We start from the raw sequence: 20,260 nt of genomic DNA on the forward strand, positions 1-20,260 counted from the left end.
CAAACGCCGGGGGCGGGGAGTTGCCGAGGTCCGCAGCGACGCCGCGCGGAGGGGGGTTTCCCCGCCTGCGCCCGCGAGGGGTCTGTGATACGGCTGGCTGGAGATTTTGAAAGGCAGGTGACGATGACGAACCGCGACAAGGCGACGGGGCCCTGGCGGGGATTACTACTGGTGAGTGCGTGCGCGGCGATTCCCGCCGCGTGCGGTGACGACGGCGGTCGTGACACGGCGGGCGCGAGCGGGGCGACGGCACCGACCGGGATCGCGTCGACGATGGCGTCCGGCTCGGACTCGGACGGGACCGAGACGGACGCGCCCACGACCACCGAGGGCACCGACGGCGCGACCGGGACCACCGACGCGCCGACCTCCACCACCGGCACGCCCGCGGGCTGCAACACGCTGACCGTCGATCCGCCGGAGGCGATGATCATCATCGACAACGGCGTGCACGCGCCGGTGCAGCTCAACGCGCTGTGCGACGGCCAGCCGGTGACCGCGACCTGGTCGGCCGACGCCAGCTACATCGCGTCGATCGACGAGAAGGGCCTCGTCGAGGCCGGCGGCCAGTACGGCGGCCAGCTGATCGTCGAGGCGCTGCACGGCAACAAGACCGCCGCGGCGACGGTCAACGTGTTCCTCAAGGTCGACCTCGTGCCGCCCGAGATCACCGAGGCCGACAAGCAGATCCTCGACGGCGCGACGCTGCCCGACACCGCGGTGATGTCGTACCCGTACGACGGCACCGTGTTCCCCAAGGGCCTGCAGCCGGCCGAGCTGATGTGGCACGGCTCGACGGCCGGCGACAAGTACCTGGTCCGCTACAGCGGCCAGTTCGTCGACGCCAAGATCTACGCGCTGGCGGAGCCGCCGTCGCGGCACGCGATCACCAAGCCGCTGTGGGTCCAGATCTCCGAGTCGAGCTCGGGCCTGCCGCTCAACCTCGACGTGCACCGCATGCCGGCCGGGCAGGGGCAGGCCTTCGTGCTCGCCGACGACACGTGGACGATCGCCTCGGAGCCGCTGATCGGCTCGGTGTACTACTGGGCCAACAGCCTCGGCCGCGTGCTCCGCATCAACCCCGGCGCCGACGCGCCCGAGGACTTCCTGCTCGCCGGCGGCCAGGACGGCTGCAGCACCTGTCACTCGGCCTCGGCCGACGGCACACGCCTCATCATCGGCGGCGACATCAACGTGTCGACGTGGGACCTCGTCAACAACACGCCGGTGTTCTCGACCGCGAACGTCGGCGTGCCGGTGCGCAACTGGGCGATGTCGGCGATCTCGCCCGACGGCACGGTGGTGATCGAGAACGGCGAGATGAACCTCCCGGGCCCGCCGGGCGGTCAGGCGGGCATGTGGGACGCGGCCACCGGCGCCAAGCTGATGGGCACCGGCATCGACGACCTCGTCCTCAACATGCCGGCGTTCTCGTCGGACGCGCGCAAGATCGCCTACGTCGACCACGGCACGCTGTCGCTGATGGCGCTCGACTACGACGCCGCCACCCGCACCGCCGCCAACCCGGTCAAGCTGGTCGACCCGGGCGGCGACCCGGCGCTCAACGGCATCATCTTCCCGAGCGTGACGCCCGACGGGCGCTACGTCATCTACCACCGCGGCGCCTACCCGGCGATGCTCGACACCCGCAACGGGACGTCGGACATGTTCCTCGCCAGCATCGAGCAGCCGGGCGTGGAGGTCCGACTGGCCGCCGGCAACGGCGACAGCTACCCGTTCTACGCCGGCGACCGCGACCGCCACTGGAACTACGAGCCGACCTTCGCGCCGCGCAGCTCCGGCGGCTACCACTGGGCCGTGTTCACCTCGCGCCGCACCTTCGGCAACAAGCTCGAGGGCGACAAGAACTCGGTCAAGCAGCTGTGGCTGGTCGCCATCGACGAGAACCCGCAGCCCGGCGTCGACCCGAGCCACCCCGCGTTCTGGCTGCACGGCCAGGACGTGAACACGCTCAACATGCGCGGCTTCTGGGTCCACAAGAACGACGACCCGGGCGGCTGAGTTCGCGCCCGCAGGCTCGTGCCCGCCGCGCCGGCGGCGTATGCTGCCGGCGATGGACGAGCGCGCGCTGTCCGACCTGTGCGACGGCCTCGAGGCGCTGCTCCGGCGCCTCCACCCCGACGGCTCGCGCCTCGACCTCGCGTCGGCGCGGGCCGAGTTCGCGACGGCGCTGGCCGCCGTCGACGACGAGCGCAACCACGACGTCGAGGCCGCCTCGCAGGGCAGCCTGACCCGCGCCGACGCCCTGCGGATCCGCAGCAGCAAGTTCGTCGCCTCGCTGCTGCCCCCGGGCATGTTCGCCGACCCGGCCGTGCGCCGCGAGATCGCCCGCACCGTCCGCGCCCTCGCCGAGGCCGCGCTCGGGCCGCTGGCCGCGAGCCGCTACCTGGACCGCGGATGAGCTCGCGGACATGCGCGAACGAACATGCTTTAAAGAGCATTCCTGAATGGACATGCTCTATCGGACATGTTCGATGGAGCATCGAGACAGGACCTATCGGGCATGTCCGAATGAGCATGTCTCTCGGAGCCTGTCCTGACGGACATAGGCCCGGCGCCTCACTCCGAGGCGGCGACGCGGGCGGCCGCGCGGGCGCGGGCCTCGGCGGCCAGGCGGGTCTTGACGCCGGCCCACGAGCAGATCGGGCACACCTTCGGGTCGTGGCCGCGGGCGGGGCAGTACTCGCGGCCGAAGTAGATGATCTGCAGGTGGAGCTTGGCCCACGCCTCGGGCGGCCACAGCGCCTTGAGGTCGGCCTCGGTCTTCTCGACCGTGGTGCCGTCGGACAGGCCCCAGCGGGCGGCGAGGCGGTGGATGTGGGTGTCGACCGGGAAGGCCGGCACGCCGAACGCCTGGATCATGACGACGCTGGCCGTCTTGTGCCCGACCCCCGGCAGGGCCTCGAGCGCGGCCATGTCCTTCGGGACATGTCCCCCGTGCCGCTCGAGCAGCAGCTGCGACAGCCGGCGGATGTTCTTGGCCTTGGCCGGGGCGAGGCCGCAGGTGCGGATGAGCCCGAGGATCTCGGCCTCCGACAGCCGCGCCATCGCCTCGGGCGTCGGCGCGCGGCGGAACAGCTCCGGCGTGACGAGGTTGACCCGCGCGTCGGTGGTCTGCGCCGACAGGACGACCGCGACCAACAAGGTGAAAGGATCGCCGTGGAGCAGCGGGACCGCGGGCTGCGGGTAGAGGCGGTCGAGGATCGCCTGGATCTTGAGGGCCTTTTCGCTGCGCTTCATGAGGACGCTGTCCGATCAGCGTACTCGAAACAGGGGCGAAATCGAACATGACCGCTCCGGCCGCGGCGGACGGCCCCCGGCCCGGCCCCAAGCCCCGGGCCGACACGGCGAATTCTCGCCGCCGACAGGCTGTTTTCGTACAATCGGGGCCATGCTCTCGACCCCCCGCCTCGCCCTCGTCCTCGCCGCCGTGAGCCTGGGTTGCAGCCCGACCACGTCGGGCAGCACCACCCCCCCCGACAACACCGCTGGCGGCAGCACCGGGCCGACGATCGGCGGCCCGCCCGCGGACGGCGCGGCCACGCCGGGCGACGCGCAGAACCCCAGCGCCGGCGGCGGCACGACCGACCCGGCGGGCGGCACGACCGGCGCGGGGCCCGGGGTGGTCGCGGGTTCGCCGAACGACACCCGCTTCCTGGCCCCCGAGATCTCGCACTCGAAGGGCGTGCCCGGCGGCGTGGTGGTGCTGTTCCCCCGCATCATCCCCAGCGCGATCGCGGCCGAGAACCAGAGCTACGGCCAGCAGATCCAGCAGAAGATGAAGCAGCTGGTCGAGAAGGCGCTGCCCGGGCGGCCGATCGACGTGCGGCCGTCGCCCGAGCGCGTGTGCCCCAAGGCCGGCTGCGACGCGATGTCGATCGGCGTGCTGTTCACGCGCCAGAACAACTCGTGCGTGGCGGTCGCGCTGGTCAACGCGCCCGGCGTGTCGACCACCAAGCTGGTGCCGTGGGGCGGCGAGATCACGCTCAAGGCCGACCCGATCCAGTTCCGCGACCCGCCCGAGAACTTCGTGACGATCAAGGACTACGCCAACTGCGACCAACTGGTGGCCGAGATGGGCAAGCAGGACAGCTTCGTCGAGGCGGCCGTGCGCGCGGCCGCGGGTTCCGCCGCCGCCGGCACCCCGGCCAACCCGACGTCGCCCGGCGTCTCGACCCCGGCCACGCCGGCCTCGAGCACCGTCACTGCCAAGCCGAGCGGGAAGTAAGCCGTGCGGATCCTTCACACCATGCTGCGCGTCGGCGACCTCGAGAGGTCGCTGGCGTTCTACACCGAGGTGCTCGGCATGCGCCTGCTGCGGCGCCGCGACTACCCGGACGGCCGCTTCACCCTGGCGTTCGTCGGCTACGGCGAGGAGTCCGAGACCGCCGTGCTCGAGCTGACCCACAACTGGGACACCGCGAAGTACGAGCTCGGCAGCGGCTACGGCCACATCGCGCTCGAGGTCGAGGACGCCGCCGCCGCCTGCGCCAACATCCGCGCCCGCGGCGGCAAGGTCGTCCGCGAGGCCGGGCCGATGAAGCACGGCACCACCGTCATCGCCTTCGTCGAGGACCCCGACGGCTACAAGATCGAGCTGATCGAGCGCAAGAACCGGGTGGACTGAAGGACATGTCCGTTCGGGCATGTCCCTGAGAGCCTGGCTCCCGGGACATGCCCGTCGGTGCAGGTCCGCGCGGGCATGCAGCTCACGCCGCTCGCGCGCGCGCCTGGGCGCTGGCGCCAGGTCTCGCCGAGGTCGGGGCGGTCGGCGAGCGCGGGCGGGGGTCGCGTGGTATGGTGCCGTCGATGGTCGCCCGCGCGAGGACGGACCTCGGAGGCTCCGGGACGCAGGCCGCGACGACGGCCGGGCGTCGCGGCCGCCTGCGGGCGCTGGGGCTGGGCCTGGCGCTGACTTCGGCGCTGGCGCCGGGGCGGGCCGGGGCGGCCGAGCCGGTGCTGGTCGAGTTCCACTACACGCCGGTGCCGAACGTGCAGATGGCGATCTGGCTCGAGGACCGTGACGGCAAGCACGCGGCCGACGTGCTCGTCACCCAGGCGACGGGCAAGTACGGGATCGGCAACCGGCCCGGGCGCTGGGACTTCCTGTCGAGCTGGCGCGCGCCCTACGGCCCGCGCCCGTCGGTCCTGCCGATCTGGGCCCACCGCACCGGCAAGACCTACCCGCGCATCATCTTCTTCGACGAAGAGCCGCTCGACCTCGAGTCGCTCGGCTGGCACGAGAACAGCAGCACCGCCGAGAACTACTTCTGCATCCCGCTGACCCCGGAGGACAACGAGACGGTCGTCGTCGACACGATGACCTGCCCGTCGCCGAAGAACTTCAGCACCGACAAGGGCCGCTTCGACCCCGCGGGCGGCGAGAGCGTGTACCCGCCGCGCAACGACCTGATGGTCTTCGACCCGCAGCTCGACTCGAAGGACGCGCGGGAGTACGCGGCGCTCAACCAGCTCGACTCGGTCACCGCGGCCACGCCGGTCGGCGAGAAGCAGGACTTCACGGCCTTCCTGATCCCCGCCGAGGTGGTCGAGCGCGGGCCGCTGACCGCCCACATCGAGGTCAGCCTCGAGGGCGACGAGAACGTGGCCCACGACTTCGACCGCGAGGGCGACCACTACGTCGACCCGCGCCTCAGCAACTACGGCGTCGAGTACCTCGGCCAGCCGTCGGTGCTGTACACGGTGAAGTTCGACCCCGACGAGCGCGGCTTCGTCGGCACGTCTGGCTACGCCGGCTACGGCGACTGGGACGGGGCCACCGGCGCGGTCCATCCGCGCGACGCGACGATCAGCGAGGACGGCGGCAGCGGCGGCGACCGCCTGCGGCTGATGACCAAGAACGGCGACACGTTCCGCTGGGGCGTGTTCTCGTACGGCGAGGACGGGCTGTCCGGCGACACCGGCGACCCCGGCGACGGCTGGCAGGGCAGCTGCCAGTTCCGCGAGCTGGCGCCGCTCGAGGACCTGCAGGCCGAGGTCATCGACTTCGACCGCGTGCGTCTGACCTTCGTCGTCCCGCCGCAGGCCGATCCCAAGTTCAAGTTCCCGCGCCTGAAGATCCGCCACGTCACCGGCGAGGCGGTCGAGTGGACGTCGGAGGTGTTCGACGCGGCGTACGAGGTGCCGGCGATCGATCCGTCCTTGCTCGCGCCGCTGGGTCGGCCGAGCACCGTCGAGGTCGCGCAGCTGTGGGGCGACTACACCTACCAGTTCGCGGTGCTCTACGAGGACAGCTGCACCAACCGCAGCTCGATCGCCACGGTCGCCGCGACCACCACGGCGCAGAAGTTCCAGACGGTCGACTCGTTCTGCTTCCTCGCCACCGCGGCGTTCGGCGCCCCGTGGGCGGCCCAGGTCGCGGCGCTGCGGGCCTTCCGCGACGCCTGGCTCAAGCCCTCGGCCACCGGCGTCGATCTCGTCCGCTTCTACTACGCCTACAGCCCGCCGCTCGCGCGCGTGATCGCCAAAGAGCCGCTCCTCCGCGGGCTCGCGCGCGTGGTGCTCGCGCCGGTCGCCGACGCCGCTCAGGTGGCGACCGCGGCCGGATCTTGAGCCAGCGCGAGGGTGCCGCTCGATCCGCTGGCCCTATTCGCTGCCGCCTGCGGCTCCGACGCGGACCGCGACGGCGGCGGGAGATGCGTGTTTGCCGTCGCCGACTTGAAGTAAAGCCGCGGGCCGGCGGAGCGGAGAGGTGAACGGAAGGACATGCGCGAACAGGCATGTTCGATCGCGCATGTCCATGCCTACATGTCCCGGCGAGCATGTCCCGGCGTCGGGACGCGGGCCTAGATCTGGTAGTCGCTGTTGTAGACGAACGCCTGCTTGCCCTTCTTGAAGCGGCGCTTCTCGAAGGCCTTGACCACGCAGTCGGCGAACGCGGCGTTGCCCTTGTGCGAGCGCAGCTCGGCGTCGAGCTTGCCGGTCCCGGCCTCGACGTTGACGGCGACGCGCACCAGCTCCTTGGCGGCCTCGTGCTGGCCGGCGCAGCGGCGGACGTCGCTGGCGAGGGCGCCGAAGAACTCCTTGCGCTCCTCGTCGGTCGACTGCACCAGCTGCTGGGGCGGGCTCTTCTTGTGCGGCTTCTCGTCGTCGTCGGGCTTGTGCGGCTTCTTCTTGGGCTCGTCGTCCTTCTTGTCGTCGTCCTTCTTGTCGTCGGCTTTCTTCTCGTCGTCCGGGGCGCCGGCGGCGTCGTGGCCGTCGCTGGCGTCGGGGTCGCGCTCGGGGATGACGAGGGTGGCGACCGGCTCGGGCGGCTCGGTCGGCTCGGGCTCGCGGTTCAGCAGGTAGTAGACGAGGCCGCCGAGGCCGACGACCACGAGCAGGAGCAGCCCGGCCAGCGCGCGGTACGGGTTCGAGCGCGGGGTGAAGTTGCTCGGCTCGTCTTCGACCTGGGTCGGAAGGACCGGCGGCGCGGCGGGCTCGGGGGGCAGGCGCACGGCGACCGAGCCGGTGGTGCTCTTGCGCGGCGGCGGCGTGGCATGAGCCGCGCGCGGGGTCGGGTGGCGCGGAGCGTCGGGCAGCGGGCGCGCGGTCGACTCGGTGGTCACGTCGACCTCGTCGCCCTGGACGCCGAAGTCGTCGGTCTCCCAGGTCAGCGGCGCGACGTTCTGCGTGTAGCGCAGCGCGCGGTCGGCCTCGATGATCGCGTCGGCGAACTCGCGGATGGTCTGGAAGCGCTCGGCCGGGTCCTTGCGCAGCGCGTGCAGGACGATGTTCTCGATCGTCTCCGGGATCTCGGCATCGGGCGCGCGCTTGCGCGGCGGGTCGGGCTCGTCGACCATCTGCATGGCCACGGTGGCCATGAAGGTCTGGCCCTTGAACGGCACGCTGCCGGTCAGCAGCTCGTACATGACGACGCCGACGGAGTACACGTCGACGCGCGCGTCGGGCTTCTGATCGCGGGCGATCTCGGGGGCCATGTACTCGGGCGTGCCGAGCAGGGTGCCGGCCTCGGTCGCCATCTTCTGGCGATCGGCGCGGCCGCTCGCGGTGCCGTCGACGATGACCTTGGCGATCCCGAAGTCGAGGATCTTGATGAAGTCGGGGTTGCCGCCGCGCTTGATGCGAAAGCAGTTGTCCGGCTTCATGTCGCGGTGGACGATGCCGGCCTCGTGGGCGGCATCGAGGGCGCGGCAGACTTGAAGGAGGATCCGTCGCACCCGCGTCCACGGCTGCCGGCCCTCGCGCGCGATCATCGTCGCCAGGTCCTCGCCCTCGAGGTACTCCATCGTCAGGAACGCGAGGCCCTGCTTCGTGTAGCCGAAGTCGGTGATGTCGACGATGTGCTCGTGGTGCAGCATCGAGGCCGTGCGGGCCTCTTGCAGGAAGCGGGCGATGATCTCGGGGCTGTCGCCGTACTCCGGCGAGAGCACCTTGATCGCGAGCTTGCGGCCGATCGTGATGTGTTCGGCCTGATACACCGAGCCCATGCCGCCCTCGCCGATCCGCTTGAGCAGGCGGTAACGATCGGCGAGCACGGTTCCGACGAGGTTGCTGTAGTCGGGCGGCGGAGCGGCCACGGACACCTCGGTCGTCGTGGGTGCTACGCTGTTTACGACGGGGCTCGGCTCGATCGGCGTGCTCTCCCCGGCTCCGGCAGGAGCCTCCTCGCCGGTCGCAGTCGAGTTGGGTGGCACGATCCGCATGAATGAGGGGTCGTGCCAGCATACCCCAGGCGCGTGTGAGCGGGGCGATGATGGCCCCCATCCCGCGATCGTCGTCTCGCCGCGCGCGCGCGTTCGCGCCGGCCCGTGCGGACATCGATTTCGTACGACGAAGTCGGCCCGGCGCGCCGTGAGGCGGGCCGGGCCCGAGGAGGCGGCCGTCCCCGAAAAGGCGGCCGCGAGCTGTGCAAGCGGGTGCTCAGCCGGGCAGTCCGCGGACGGCGGCCACGAGGTCGCCGACGGTCAGCGCCTCGGGTAGGCCCTTCTCGCCGAGCAGGTTCCACAGCGGGAGCAGCGAGGCGTCGGCCGGTTGCTCGCGCAGGGCCTCGCCGAGAGCGCGGGTGGCCGCGCGGCGCTTGCCGAGGGCGAGACCGCGGGCGAGGGCCTCGGCGATCGGGTTGGTCGGACGCTTGCGCTCGGGCGGCTGGGCCGCGGCGCCGGCGATGATCCGCTGACCCCCGACGACGCGACGGGCGGCCGCGTCGGGCGCGCGGGTGGGACGAGTGATGATCTCGGGCTCGGCGGCGGCGGCGGGTTCGGCGGCCTCGGGCGCGGCGCCCGGCGCGACGACCTCTTCGGTGGGAGCGGCAGCGACGGCCTCGTCCGTGCGCTCACCGGGGCTCGAGGCCCGGACGCGCTCGATCACCGGGGCAGGCGCGTCGCGCCGCCAACGCCGGCGCTCCCACGCGTCGTCGCGCTCGCCGGGCCGCGGGGCAGGCTCGCCGGCGGCGACCCGCTGCTCCAGCGCCTGACCGCGCTGGAGGATCTCCTCGCCGTGGCCGCGCGGCAGCACGGTGACGACGGTGTCCTCCTTGATGATCGCGTAGAGCACGTCGCCGAAGCTCTCGAGCGGGATCAAGATCTGCGGCTCGGCGAGCATGACGTCGAGCGTGCGCACGGCTTTGCCCGAGTCCTCGGCGTTGGTGATCGCGTGGTCGAGGCGGTCGCGCAGCGCCTCGTCGTCGTCCTCCCCGAGCGTGGGGACGAGCTCGCGCAGGCGCTGCACGGCGCGGTGGGTGATGCTGTAGCGACGATGACCGGGAAACGGGTTCCGCATGGTGCTCTGCCGCGCGGGTGTATCGCGGCGGCGACGAGTTTGCCACCGCGCATCCGTCGTCGGCGGTGAAATTTGCGACATAACCACCACTTGGTGGCTAAAATCTCTAAACTACTGCGATTTTCTGCCGCCGCCGACGGGTGCTCGGCGCTCGTGTCAGATCTGTGTCATCCGCGGAGGAGACCTCCGCCTCGGCCCGCATGGCCGCCAGACGGTCCACCGCTGCCCGCGCCGCCCCGGCAACGCCGTGAAGGTAGCGCTGCGTCGTCGACAGGTTCTTGTGGCCGGCGATCTCCTGCACGGTCCGCAGATCGGCGCCGGCGGCCAGCAGATGCGACAGGGTAGTGTGCCGCAGGCGGTGACAAGAAGCCCGCGGCAGGCCGGCCCGGTCGAGCGCCTTCTGCAGCGCCTTGGCGATCGAGCTCGTCGTCGCCGGCCTGCCCCGCGGGGACCAGAGCACCCAGTGGTCGGGACCGCTGGCAGCTTCGACGATCGGCCGCAGCGCGTCCTCCAGGCGCCGACTGATCGGGACGACGCGGACCTTGCCGTTCTTGGTCGGCCCGATGATGCGGCCTTCATTCGGCTCGATGTTCACCGAGCGGGCGACGCGGATCTCGCGGCGCCGCAGCGACACGTCGCCGACCTGCAGGCCGAGCAGCTCGCCATGACGGAGGCCCGACTCGCCGCCGAGGAGCACGATCAGCAGCGAGAGCTGCCCGGCCTTCGCCGCGGCGGCGGCGAGGCGCTCGAAGTCGGCGGGCGTGTAGCAGGCGGGAGCGTCGTCGTCTGGGACCTTGACGCGCTTGATCATCGGCGCCTTGTCGAGCGCCTTGATCTGCACGGCGTAGCGGAGAACCTGTCCGAACGCCTGCAGCGTCACGTTCAGGGTGCCCGGCGCGCACCAGGCGAGCTCGCGTTTGAGCCTCGCCGTGTCGAGCTCGCCGATGCTACGCACGGGTCTGTCCCCGACGACAGGTAAGATACGGGCGAGCCGATCGCGGCGGTGCTTCATGGTGCCGGGGCGCCGGCGTTCGCCGATGCCCGCTTCGAGCCAGAGCGCGGCGACCTCGGCGTAGGTCAGCCGGTCGAGCCGCTCGCGCTCCTGCGATTCGTGCTGCTCCTGCTGCTTCGCCTTCGCCTGCGCCCGACCCTCGCGCGTCTGCGGCGGCTGCTTGCCGGCCTCGATGTCGCGGCGCACCTGCTCGGCCCAGCGCATCGCGCCCGACTTCGCGGTGATCGAGCGCGGGACGGTGATGCGGAAGCGCTCGGCCTTGAGCGAGCCGGGGCGCAGCGCGTAGATGATGGCCTGGAGACGGACGACCTTGCCGTCGCGCCTCTCTTTGATGGTGATCAACCTGACCTCGCATGTCCTGCCAGGACCTCCGGGGACGACCGTGCCGCGGTCTCCGAGCCTGCCACAACTGCACATACGGTCATGTCCGAAGGGACAAACGAGCGGACGACGCAGGCGCCGGCGTCGTGGAAGTAGGCCCGGCTGGTGTCCGCGCCGCAGGACCATGCGGCGGTGCCGACGCTGACGCGCTCGACGGCCGCGCCGCAGGCCGGGCAGTTCATGGCGTCCTCGTCGCCGCGTTCGGTCGTGGCGGGCCTTCCCCGGCGAGGCCGGCGATCTCGGCCCGAAGCCGAGCGAGGCTCGCCTGACGATCACGCTCGATACCCGGGGCCCGGCTCTTGTCGCCGCCGCCGTTACGCCGCTGGTCCGCCCGGTTGTGCGCGGCTGTCCCCCAGTACAGGTTATCGAGGCGGTTGTCGGCGGGGTCGTCGTTGATGTGACAGGCGTGAGCGCCGTCCGGCGCCGGCCCGACGTGCGCGAGCAGGACGAGCTGGTGGACGTAGCGATTGCGCCGCACGCCGTCGTCACCGACGAGGCTCACCGTCATGTGGAACAATCGGTCGCTGTTCCGCCCGCTCGCGGTCTGGGTCAGGACGCGGCCGGTCGCTGCCTCGCGCACGAGACCGGTGTCGCTGGCATCGTACCGGGTGGCCCCGGGGACAGGTCGCCATTCAGGGTCGCGCGTCCGATCTTTTGAACATGCACTTCGAGACATGTCAGCGGGCCTCCGCCGCGGCCGCTTGCTCAGCGACCCATGCCTCGACGTCGCTCTGCCGCCAGCGCAGGCCCAGGCCCTTGAGGCGGATCGCCCGCGGAGCAAGTCCTCGCGCGCGGGCGTTACGCAACGAGCCGGGTGTCGTCCCCAGGAGCTCCGCCACTTCGACCGTCGTCAACAGCTTCTCCATCGGGCATGTCCTTTCGGTCAGAAATCCATTCGATGAACTCCGCACGGGTCATGCGGTGGGGCTGCGCGCGGGCGCGGGTGCGCGTCCACGACAGCCGGATGCGGGCCCACTTCGCGCGTGCCTCGGCCCGCGTCAACTGCTCTGGCTTCGGCACCCCATGCAGCGCGAGGCGCCAGCACAGGGTCGGAGAAGGCTGCTCGAGCCCCACGAGATCCTCATCGAGCGGGTGCTCGAGCGCCGGGTGCCGCTCGAGGAGCGCGGCAGGGCGCCATCCGTCGAGATGACGACGGCGGCGCAGGTATTCGAGGGCCCGCGCCACTCGTTCGACATCGCGGTAGGTGGCGCGTTCGGCAGCGGCGGCGAGGAGGGCACGCGCTGCCTCGCTGGCGGTGCTCCCCATCGCGGCGAGCGGGTACGCCGAGAGCAGCTCGACAACCGCCCGAGCCGCCGCGAAGCGTGTGGGCAGGCCACCCTCGGCACACGGCCGTAGCAGGCGACGACGCCACTCGGCGAGGATCGGCGGCCCCGGGGCGGGCTCGGGTCCGCGGACCCACCGTTCGACTGCGGCTCCGACCCCATGTCCGCGGGGTCGTCCCGCGACCCCGACCTCGGCTGCGCCGCGCCGCCCCACGGCGGCGAGGGGGAGGACCCACGTGTGCCCCTCGCGCCTCACGATCGGTGTTTCCATAGAAATCCGCCGCAGACCCCGGCGGACAGTCTCGGCGGAGAGCCCCAGGCTCGGCCGGTCAAGCCCGAGCTGCGTCCGCAACTGTGCCGAGGTCCCGCGGAGGTTACGGCGCCCGAGGAGCGGCCCGCACGCGGTGAGGATGTGCCGCGCCGCCAGCGCGCCGCGGCCCAGGAGGTCGTGCCGACCCGGCACACGACGACGACGTGTCTGCGCGCAGACCCACATCAGGTGAGCGCCCAGCACGGCACACGCGCGACGATACGACGACATATCCGGAGTGATGCATACTCCCGACATTCAAACACCGCAAGGTCGATTGTTGGATGGACAGAAATGGCCAATCGCTTGTTATTCAATTTGCGTCGAGATAACAACCGAGTTGAGCGAAATCAACGCTTTGCGCATGCCGGCTCGAACGGTCATTCATGTCACCGAAGCGGCCGTTCCTGGTGGACGCCACGTTGGTAGACGACCGGCCATCGCACCGACGCGCGCCTCGGGCTCGACCGTCCTTCAAGGATCCTGTTCCCCTGGACCTGGGCGTGTTGTGAGTCAGGTCGCGACCGCTCGATTTGCTCAAGTCGTCCGCCCCAGGCATGGTCGGACTGGCATGACTGGCATGGGCAGCCCCGTCGGCGTGGTGCCGGCGGGGCTTGTGTTTTGGGTTGGCGGCGATCATCGTCGAGGCGTGAGCTCGCCTTGCGGCATTCGAGCCAAGTCGCCCGCGCATCGGTACTTCACGCCAGCGGCGCTGCTTGACCTGGTCGACCTGACCCTCGGGCCAGGCTGTTGGGGCGATTGTTGTGCCGACCCGCTCGCACCTGCGTGGCATCGGGCCGCCTGGGTGCTTGATGTTCGGCGCGGCGAGGACGGGCTGCTCATGTCGTGGCCCGCGATCCCTGTGTTCATCAACCCGCCCTTCGACGACTGCGCGTCGTGGCTGGAGCGGGCCGCTCGACATGGCCGAGAGGTCCTGGCCCTTGTGCCATGTCAGCCCGGCAGCGCCTACTGGCGCCGCATCGTCTGGACCTGCGCATCGGCCGTGGTCTTCGTCGGTCGCCCCAAATTCGGGCACGTGCTCGACGAGGACGACCCGGAGCGTGGTCGGAAGGCCGGCGACATCGTCGCTACGCAGCACCCGACCGACTGCGCCGTCGTGGGGTTCGGTATCGGCCGGGCGAAGATGCTGCGCGTCTGGTCGAGCGCGGGCGTCGTCGTGGCGCCTGTGCGTGAGCTAGCGAATGGCGATTCGAGCATGGCCGAAGGGACATGATATAATGGGCAGCATGGGTACCACGCCGGTGAATCTCCACCGCATCGACGGCCGCAAGCTGCTCTTCACGGCTGCAGACCTCGAGGAAGAGCTCGACACCAACCGCGAGCGGATCGTCGAATTCGCGCACCTCGATGTCGAGAGTGACCTCCGCCTGCTCGGCGGCAAGCTAACGGACCTGCCGCCCGACCTGGCCCGCCGCCTTGTCGCGTCCCGCTCCGTGTGGCGGGAGCTCGCGCTCGCCGGCAAGAACGGCGCCCACGCGCTCGCCGACGAGTACACCCGCCTGCTTGACGAGGCCGCGTTCGAGGTGGTGAACACCGAGGTGGCCAAGGAGCGTGCCGCCGGTCCCAAGCCGCGCCGCGGCAAGGCACACTGACCTGTCTCGGAGGACATGCTCATGGACGCCGGACTCGACCAATTCTTTCGCGGCGCGATGCTCGTCCTCGTGCTCGCCTGGCTCTCGGGACATGCCTACCTGAACTTGCGCTCGCGCTGGCGGAGGACCAGGCGGTGAAGCTCGCCGCGCTCCTCATCGTCTCGGCGCTCATCCTCGCCTGGTGGTGGTGGCGCCGCCGGAAGCGGAGGTAGCCCATGGAGACCGACCTGCTCACCCTCGCTGCTCTGGAACACCTGCCGAGCGTCGGCCTGCTCCTTGTCGCCTGCATCGTGCTCTGGCGCCGAGAGGGCCGCACGACCGACAAGCTCGTCGCCACCCTGGAGGGGCAGACCGCGGAGCTCAAGGGCGCCGTGGCCGGGCTCAAGGGGGCGGTGGAGGCCGGCCTCGCCGGGCTCAAGGGACAGGTCGCCGACCACGGACGGCGCCTCACCCTGGCCGAACGCCGGTTGTCCCGGCACTCACAACTCCTCACCGCGGTCGCGGACAGCTCCGGCGTGTACCCGCGGCCGCGCGCCGTTGCCGAGGACGAACTGTGAGCTGTCGAGCCTCACCCAGCGCGCACCACGCCCGGCACGTGCCGCCGGACGAGGGGCTCGCGCGCTCGCTGCGGGTGATGGCACCGCACGCGGGGCCGCGCCTCGAGTCGAGCGAGGTGCAGGCGGCCGCGCGCGCGTACGACGAGGCCCGGCTCGTGCTGTGGCGGGCGCTGCTCACCGGCGCCCGGGCCGCTGCGTTCCGTCGCGCCCTGCGAGAGGCGCAACCCGACGGGCCGTTCGCCGGCGGCTCGCGCAGCATAGCGGCCGTCCGCTCGGCGGGTCGAGCTGCCGACCCGGCGTTCCGCACCTCGGCCTCGCTGGCACGCAAGCGGGTCGAGCGCGACGCGCTGGCTCGCGCCCGCCAGCTCCGTGACCGGCTGACGCTCGGCTGCCTCGGGCTCGCCGCCTCGTTCGCCCGGGCACATCGCGGCGCCGGACACGGGGGAGGACGGGGCCTGTCGCTGGTCGCCCGCGGCGACGATGCGATCCAGGCCGCGCTCGAGCACCTGCTTCTGGCGATCGACCGGTTCGAGCCTGAGCGCGGCGTCCGGTTCTCGAGCTTCGCGGGATGGTACCTGCGTCGCGGCGTCCAGCAGGCGCGGCTCGACGTGCTGCCGACCGCGATCAACCTCTCCGCCCTGGCGGCCTGGGGGAAGATCGAGGACGAGGAGCGCGCCCTGCGGTACGAGCTCGGCCGCGAGCCGACCGACGATGAGCTGGTCGCGCGGATCGGCTCCGCGAGCAAGGTCGCCACGGCGCGCGCGACGGCGGCGGCGCTCGCCCCGATCGCCGACGCCGACGAGCACGAACTTGACGACCTCTGGCAACCAGGTGGGGCGTAGCGGCGCCCCAACCGCGAGACTCGATCGCGCGTGCGGCCACTCTCAACCGCCGCTGCAGGGACCGCTTCTCAGAGCTGCGGGCGAGGCGCAGAATCGCTGATAAGGGCGAGGCGTTGATTCAGAGTTTCAAGAACCGAGGTACGCGCGACCTCTTCGATGGGAAGGTCACCGCGAAGGCGCGCGGTGCGCTGCCCGCCGATCTCTGGGAGCGTGCCCGGGACAAGCTCGACGTACTGAACCGAGCACACGCCCTTGAGGACCTCCAATCGCCGCCTGGCAACCAGTTGGAGCTCCTGAAGGGAGATCGCGCGGGCCAGCACTCGATTCGGATCAACAAAAAGTATCGTGTATGCTTCATCTGGACGCCCGAGGGACCAACAGATGTCGAGATCATCGACTATCACTGAGCAACTGCTCGCCGCGCACGGCCTTCCGACCAAGCGTCGGCCGGCGACGCCCGGCGCCATCCTGCGTCGCGAGTTCCTGGACGAACTTCCCATGACCCAGAAGGAACTGGCCAAGCGGCTCGGGGTCTCGGCTCGTCTCGTGAGCCAGGTTGTCAACGAAAGACGACCCGTCGACTCTGAGCTGGCCCTCCGTTTGGCGCGTGTGCTCGGCACAACGGCTGAACTCTGGTTGGGTCTCCAGCAGGCAGTGGCGATGTGGGATGCAATCACCGCGAAGGCGAGTCACGTCAAGAAGCTTCGTCCCATCGCTCAATCGCGGCTTCTCGAGCATCAGATCATGGAGAACTCCCCGACCGTAGCGGCGTGAAGCCGAAGCTGGCTGGCCGATAGCCTCCGCGGGCCATGAGCTCGCCCTGCGCTGGTCCGCCGCTGTGCCTCGTCGATCGCACGGCGCACAGCCCCGAGAGGTACCGGGTGCGTGTGCGCCGGCCCGACGAGGTCGACCTCGTGGTGCTGCACCAGACCGGCACCCGCGCGCCCGAGAGCTTCGATGCGCCGGGCCTCGACCGCGTGCGGGCCCATGCGCTGGTGCTCGACGGCGGCGAGGGGCGGCTGCTGCATCACCCGCTCGCCCGCCTGCGGTACGGCAGCTCGGCCTGGAACGGGCGCTGCGTGACCATCGAGGTCCGGGCCAACCTGCCGGGCCGCTACACGGCTCGCGGTGAGCCGCGCTGGTGGAGGCCCGACATCGCTGGCGCCGACCGCATCGAGGACAAGGTCGAGCAGGTCCACGCGACCAGACAGCTGCTCCGCTGGCTCGTGGAGGAGCTCCCCGGGCTGCGGTACATCGGTGCTCACCGCCAGGTGGAGGCGGGCAAGGGCGGCTGCTGCGGCCCCGACCTGTGGCGTGAGCTCGGCGAGTGGGCGATCCGCGAGCTCGGGCTGCGGCTCGTCGAGACCCATGCGCGCGGCTCGGACCTGCCCCGCTCGTGGCGCAACGCGCCCTCGATCCTTGAGGCAGCAGGCGCCGCGCTGTGCGGCCCGCCCGCGACCCCGACCTCTGTCCCGAGCCGCCCCTACAACGGCCCGCTCGAAGCCTCCCCCTTCGGACAGGGGGCGGTGCCAGGGCCTACGGGGGCCCCGCCGCTGGCCCCTGTCGCGCACGCAGGGGGACCTGAAACCAGCAAAACGCGCACGACCTAGCGCAGATCGCCCGCCGGCGGCGTGGAGCCGGCCGAGAAGGATCATGGCACGCCGACGAAAACCCGCAGACTCGCCTGCCCGGAAGCCGGGTGATGGCGGCGCGGTCCTGCTCTCCGGCGCCGGCGCGATCGGTCCGGTGGGGCCGGGAGGTCGGCCGGCGGGTGTCGCCCTCGACGTCGACCGCGAGCTCGTCGTCCTCGTCGATGCGCGTGTGCTCGTCGATGTCGCCCGGCGGGCGGTCCTCGCCGAGGCGCGCGAGCAACTCTACGCCGGCAAGCGGCCGGGCGGCGGACCTCAGCGCCCGCTGAGCGCCCGTCATGCCGCCGATCCCCGGCGAGTCAGCGACAAGCGCGGCGTGCGGACGGGCCACATGGCCGACGAGCTGCGGGCCACGCCGATCAAGGGCGACACCGGCCGCGCCGAGTCGACGATCGCCGTGCCGACCGATCGGAACGTGTTCATCGCGACCGAGGCGAAGCGCGGAGTCCGGTACCTCGGGATCGGGCCGGCGCATGCGGCCGCGGCCGAGCGCGCGATGGGCGAGGCCATCGCGGCGATGGTCGCAGGCAAGCGCGTGGAGCCGGAGCAGGGTGAGCCCGTCGCCCGCGAGGAGCCGACGCCGTGAGCCGCGGGCCCGGCCGGCCGCGCAAGTACGCGGCGACGCCCGAGCGGATCGCCGAGCGCTACGCCGAGGCCCAACGCCTCGAGGTCGAGCGCGACCGCCTGGCCGTCGAGGCCGAGCGCCTCGGGACCATCGCGGCGAAGGTCGCCATGCTGGCGGCCGAGCAGCAGGTTGCCGCGGCGTGGGCCTCGGCCTTGCGCGCCGATGGCAAGATCCCCGCCGCGCTCAAGTACGGCGAGCTCGCGGTGAAGCTGTCGGCGGCGCACGCCAAGGCGCTGGACCAGCTCATAGCCGACCGCGTCGATGAGCTCCACCGCCGGGCGCTGCGGCGCGATGAGGCCGTGACCGCCCTGGAGAACGAACCGCGAGAGCATGTCCGTCAGGACACGACCTCATGAACATGTCGACGAGGACATGCCCAATAGGACATCCATGACAGCGACCGCCCGACAAGTCCTGCACCGCAAGATCGAGGAGATCGAGACCGCGCTCGGCGAGGCGCGCTTCCTCCACCTGGCGCCGCACGTGCTCGTGCACGAGTCTGCCGCACCGGGCTCGCCGCCGTGTCGGTGTTGTGGCTCGCGCCACGCCGTCGTCGTCGAGACCCACGTGCTCCCCGAGGTGATCATCGACTGCGCCGCCGGCCGCAGGATCTACCGCGAGGACGTGTCTCGGCGGACATGGTTGTGCATTCAGGCCGACGCCGAGCAGCACCCGATCCCGCTGCGCATGAGTCGGGCGCAGGCCGAGATCCTGCTCGACGGCGACGACACGCGGCACGTGCTCGCCAGCGGTGGCAACCGCTCCGGCAAGACCACGAACGCGCTGATGTTCCTGGCGCTGCAGTGGCTGCGGCGGGGCGGGCCGCAGCGCCGGTTCTGGCTGGTGGCCAGCACCCAGCCGAAGGCGTTCCGGCTGCTCGAGAAGCTGTTCGTCGGGACAGGCGAGTCACCGCCGCTGCTGCCGCGGGCGCTGGTGCGGAGCATGCCCGACACCCACCGTGCGTCGTCGCTGCTGACCGTCCTCGCCGACGGCTCGCTGATCGACCTCAAGCACTTCGAGAACGACCCCGGCGCCGAGAAGCTCAAGAGCGACGCGGTCGTGTGCGCCGTCGTCGACGAGGCCGCGCACTTGCCGACCGAGGACTCCCTCGTCGCGCTGCGCGGCCGCTGCCTCGACGTCGGCGGTCGCCTGTTCCTGGCCACCACGCCTCGACCCGGGCACTTCCTCCGCGACCTCGTCGAGCAGGCGCAGGCGTTCGAGCGGCTGCCCGAGAACGACGAGCGGCGCGTTTCGGGCGAGCACGAGGGCGCGCGCTGGCGGGCGGTGCAGTTTGCGATCCTCGGCAACCCGTGGCTCGACCCGGAGGTCGTGCGGCGTGAGCTCGCCGCGCTCGACCAGGACGACCCGGCCGTGCGCCGCGACTTCTTCGGCGAGTGGTGCGCGAACGCGGGCCTGTTGTGGCGCGACTTCTCGGTCGAGCGGCACGTCCATCTCGACGAGGCTCGGGCCCTCGCCGACATGCGCGCGACGTTGGTGCAACGAACCCGCGGCGCCGTGCTCGACGCGACGCCGCAGGTCGCTCGCCGGCTGTTCCAGGCGCGCACGAACCCGCACTTTCGCGAGGTACGGGCGACGAGCGGGCGCTACATCCTGGCCTCCGACTTCAACTGCCATCCGATGTCGACCGTCGTGCTGCAGGTCGCGGCCGACCCGGTCGCGCCCGACGACCGCGCGCGCTGGCACGTGTTCGTCGTCGACGTGATCCAGAGCGGCCACTCGCACTCGCTCGCCCACGCCGAGAAGCTCGTGGACCTGAAGTGGGTGCGGACGTGGGCGCCGACCGCCACCGACTCGCCGTACCGCGGTTGCGGCATGATCTGCGATCCGCAGGCGCTCTCGCGGGACCCGACCGCCCATCGCCACGGCCGTAACCCGCAGGGCCTCGCCGAGACGCTGGGCCGGCTCGGCTTCGACGCCCGCGCCCCGCAATACAAGCTCGGCGACGGCGGGACCTGGCGGCCTGTCCACACGACCAGGTACGACTCGCACACGCTCGTGCATCGCCTGCTGCGGGAGGGCCGGCTCCACCTGGCGCAGCGCTGCCTCGCCCTGGTCGAGTCGCTTCTGCAGCAGACCGACAGCGGCGACGGCATCGTGCCGTTGACGAAGTCGCATACGAAGAGCGACCGGCTGGCCTCGCCGCTGGACGCGCTGCGATATGGCCTTTGGGCCATCTTCCACGGCGGCCAGTAGCGCGCAGATAGC

At 71.3% G+C, this 20,260-nt stretch carries 22 protein-coding genes; 15 read left to right on the forward strand and 7 right to left on the reverse strand.

Going from position 1 to position 20,260, the window contains the following annotated elements:
• Positions 1–273: 273 nt before the first annotated feature.
• Entirely contained in the window at positions 274–2,022 is a 1,749-nt protein-coding gene (locus O0S08_RS13635) for an SMP-30/gluconolactonase/LRE family protein (protein WP_269039548.1), read from the forward strand.
• A gap of 52 nt (positions 2,023–2,074) precedes the next feature.
• The gene (locus O0S08_RS13640) at positions 2,075–2,422 is read left to right on the forward strand and encodes a hypothetical protein (RefSeq protein WP_269039549.1); all 348 of its coding nucleotides are present in this window, start codon (positions 2,075–2,077) and stop codon (positions 2,420–2,422) included.
• 158 nt (positions 2,423–2,580) lie between these two features.
• On the opposite strand, the gene nth is transcribed toward O0S08_RS13640, so the two are convergent.
• Entirely contained in the window at positions 2,581–3,261 is a 681-nt protein-coding gene (gene nth, locus O0S08_RS13645) for an endonuclease III (RefSeq protein ID WP_269039550.1), read from the reverse strand.
• Between the two features lie 151 nt (positions 3,262–3,412).
• On the opposite strand from nth, the gene O0S08_RS13650 reads away from it, so the two are divergent.
• From O0S08_RS13650 to O0S08_RS13660, 3 genes are all read left to right on the forward strand, one after another.
• Positions 3,413–4,249: a hypothetical protein gene (locus O0S08_RS13650; protein WP_269039551.1), complete on the forward strand. Its 837-nt coding sequence runs from the start codon at positions 3,413–3,415 to the stop codon at positions 4,247–4,249.
• Positions 4,250–4,252: 3 nt separating this feature from the next.
• Positions 4,253–4,648: a lactoylglutathione lyase gene (gloA, locus tag O0S08_RS13655; RefSeq protein ID WP_269039552.1), complete on the forward strand. Its 396-nt coding sequence runs from the start codon at positions 4,253–4,255 to the stop codon at positions 4,646–4,648.
• Between the two features lie 182 nt (positions 4,649–4,830).
• The gene (locus O0S08_RS13660; RefSeq protein ID WP_269039553.1) at positions 4,831–6,594 is read left to right on the forward strand and encodes a CFI-box-CTERM domain-containing protein; all 1,764 of its coding nucleotides are present in this window, start codon (positions 4,831–4,833) and stop codon (positions 6,592–6,594) included.
• A 233-nt stretch (positions 6,595–6,827) separates the two neighbouring features.
• Here the strand turns inward: O0S08_RS13660 and O0S08_RS13665 are convergent, their stop codons facing one another.
• From O0S08_RS13665 to O0S08_RS13685, 6 genes are all read right to left on the reverse strand, one after another.
• Entirely contained in the window at positions 6,828–8,687 is a 1,860-nt protein-coding gene (locus O0S08_RS13665) for a serine/threonine-protein kinase (protein WP_269039554.1), read from the reverse strand.
• A 217-nt stretch (positions 8,688–8,904) separates the two neighbouring features.
• A complete protein-coding gene (locus O0S08_RS13670; RefSeq protein ID WP_269039555.1) occupies positions 8,905–9,762 on the reverse strand; it encodes a hypothetical protein in 858 nt (285 codons plus the stop codon).
• Positions 9,763–9,868: 106 nt separating this feature from the next.
• Positions 9,869–11,116, reverse strand: a complete 1,248-nt coding sequence (locus O0S08_RS13675) for a tyrosine-type recombinase/integrase (RefSeq protein ID WP_269039556.1) — start codon at positions 11,114–11,116, stop codon at positions 9,869–9,871.
• A gap of 217 nt (positions 11,117–11,333) precedes the next feature.
• A complete protein-coding gene (locus O0S08_RS13680; protein ID WP_269039557.1) occupies positions 11,334–11,735 on the reverse strand; it encodes an HNH endonuclease signature motif containing protein in 402 nt (133 codons plus the stop codon).
• 97 nt (positions 11,736–11,832) lie between these two features.
• Complete coding sequence (locus O0S08_RS51280) at positions 11,833–12,021, reverse strand: helix-turn-helix transcriptional regulator (protein WP_371879538.1); 189 nt, start codon at positions 12,019–12,021, stop codon at positions 11,833–11,835.
• Positions 11,954–12,421 carry a hypothetical protein gene (locus tag O0S08_RS13685; protein ID WP_269039558.1) on the reverse strand — a complete coding sequence of 156 codons (468 nt, stop codon included), beginning with the start codon at positions 12,419–12,421 and terminating at the stop codon, positions 11,954–11,956. The genes O0S08_RS51280 and O0S08_RS13685 overlap by 68 nt, the downstream gene beginning before the upstream one ends.
• 907 nt (positions 12,422–13,328) lie before the next feature.
• Between O0S08_RS13685 and O0S08_RS13690 the strand changes: the two genes are divergently transcribed.
• The 10 genes from O0S08_RS13690 to O0S08_RS13735 all read left to right on the forward strand — a co-directional run bounded on the left by O0S08_RS13690 (position 13,329) and on the right by O0S08_RS13735 (position 20,248).
• The gene (locus O0S08_RS13690; protein ID WP_269039559.1) at positions 13,329–13,982 is read left to right on the forward strand and encodes a hypothetical protein; all 654 of its coding nucleotides are present in this window, start codon (positions 13,329–13,331) and stop codon (positions 13,980–13,982) included.
• Between the two features lie 13 nt (positions 13,983–13,995).
• Positions 13,996–14,361 (forward strand): hypothetical protein, encoded by a 366-nt coding sequence (locus tag O0S08_RS13695; RefSeq protein ID WP_269039560.1) that lies wholly within the window; start codon positions 13,996–13,998, stop codon positions 14,359–14,361.
• Positions 14,362–14,576: 215 nt separating this feature from the next.
• Positions 14,577–14,918, forward strand: a complete 342-nt coding sequence (locus tag O0S08_RS13700) for a hypothetical protein (protein ID WP_269039561.1) — start codon at positions 14,577–14,579, stop codon at positions 14,916–14,918.
• Positions 14,919–14,956: 38 nt separating this feature from the next.
• Positions 14,957–15,760 carry a sigma-70 family RNA polymerase sigma factor gene (locus tag O0S08_RS13705; protein ID WP_269039562.1) on the forward strand — a complete coding sequence of 268 codons (804 nt, stop codon included), beginning with the start codon at positions 14,957–14,959 and terminating at the stop codon, positions 15,758–15,760.
• A gap of 113 nt (positions 15,761–15,873) precedes the next feature.
• On the forward strand, positions 15,874–16,167 hold the full coding sequence (locus O0S08_RS13710; protein ID WP_269039563.1) for a type II toxin-antitoxin system RelE/ParE family toxin: 294 nt from the start codon (positions 15,874–15,876) through the stop codon (positions 16,165–16,167).
• Positions 16,142–16,534, forward strand: coding sequence for a HigA family addiction module antitoxin (locus O0S08_RS13715; protein ID WP_269039564.1), 393 nt, complete (start codon positions 16,142–16,144; stop codon positions 16,532–16,534). The genes O0S08_RS13710 and O0S08_RS13715 overlap by 26 nt, the downstream gene beginning before the upstream one ends.
• A gap of 35 nt (positions 16,535–16,569) precedes the next feature.
• A complete protein-coding gene (locus O0S08_RS13720; protein WP_269039565.1) occupies positions 16,570–17,370 on the forward strand; it encodes a peptidoglycan recognition protein family protein in 801 nt (266 codons plus the stop codon).
• Between the two features lie 370 nt (positions 17,371–17,740).
• Positions 17,741–17,995, forward strand: a complete 255-nt coding sequence (locus O0S08_RS13725) for a hypothetical protein (RefSeq protein ID WP_269039566.1) — start codon at positions 17,741–17,743, stop codon at positions 17,993–17,995.
• Entirely contained in the window at positions 17,992–18,390 is a 399-nt protein-coding gene (locus tag O0S08_RS13730; protein ID WP_269039567.1) for a hypothetical protein, read from the forward strand. The genes O0S08_RS13725 and O0S08_RS13730 overlap by 4 nt, the downstream gene beginning before the upstream one ends.
• Positions 18,391–18,424: 34 nt before the next feature.
• Positions 18,425–20,248 (forward strand): terminase large subunit domain-containing protein, encoded by a 1,824-nt coding sequence (locus O0S08_RS13735; RefSeq protein ID WP_269039568.1) that lies wholly within the window; start codon positions 18,425–18,427, stop codon positions 20,246–20,248.
• Positions 20,249–20,260: the final 12 nt, after the last annotated feature.

The organism is Nannocystis punicea, assembly GCF_026965555.1.
Classification (GTDB): Bacteria; Myxococcota_A; Polyangia; order Nannocystales; family Nannocystaceae; genus Nannocystis; species Nannocystis punicea.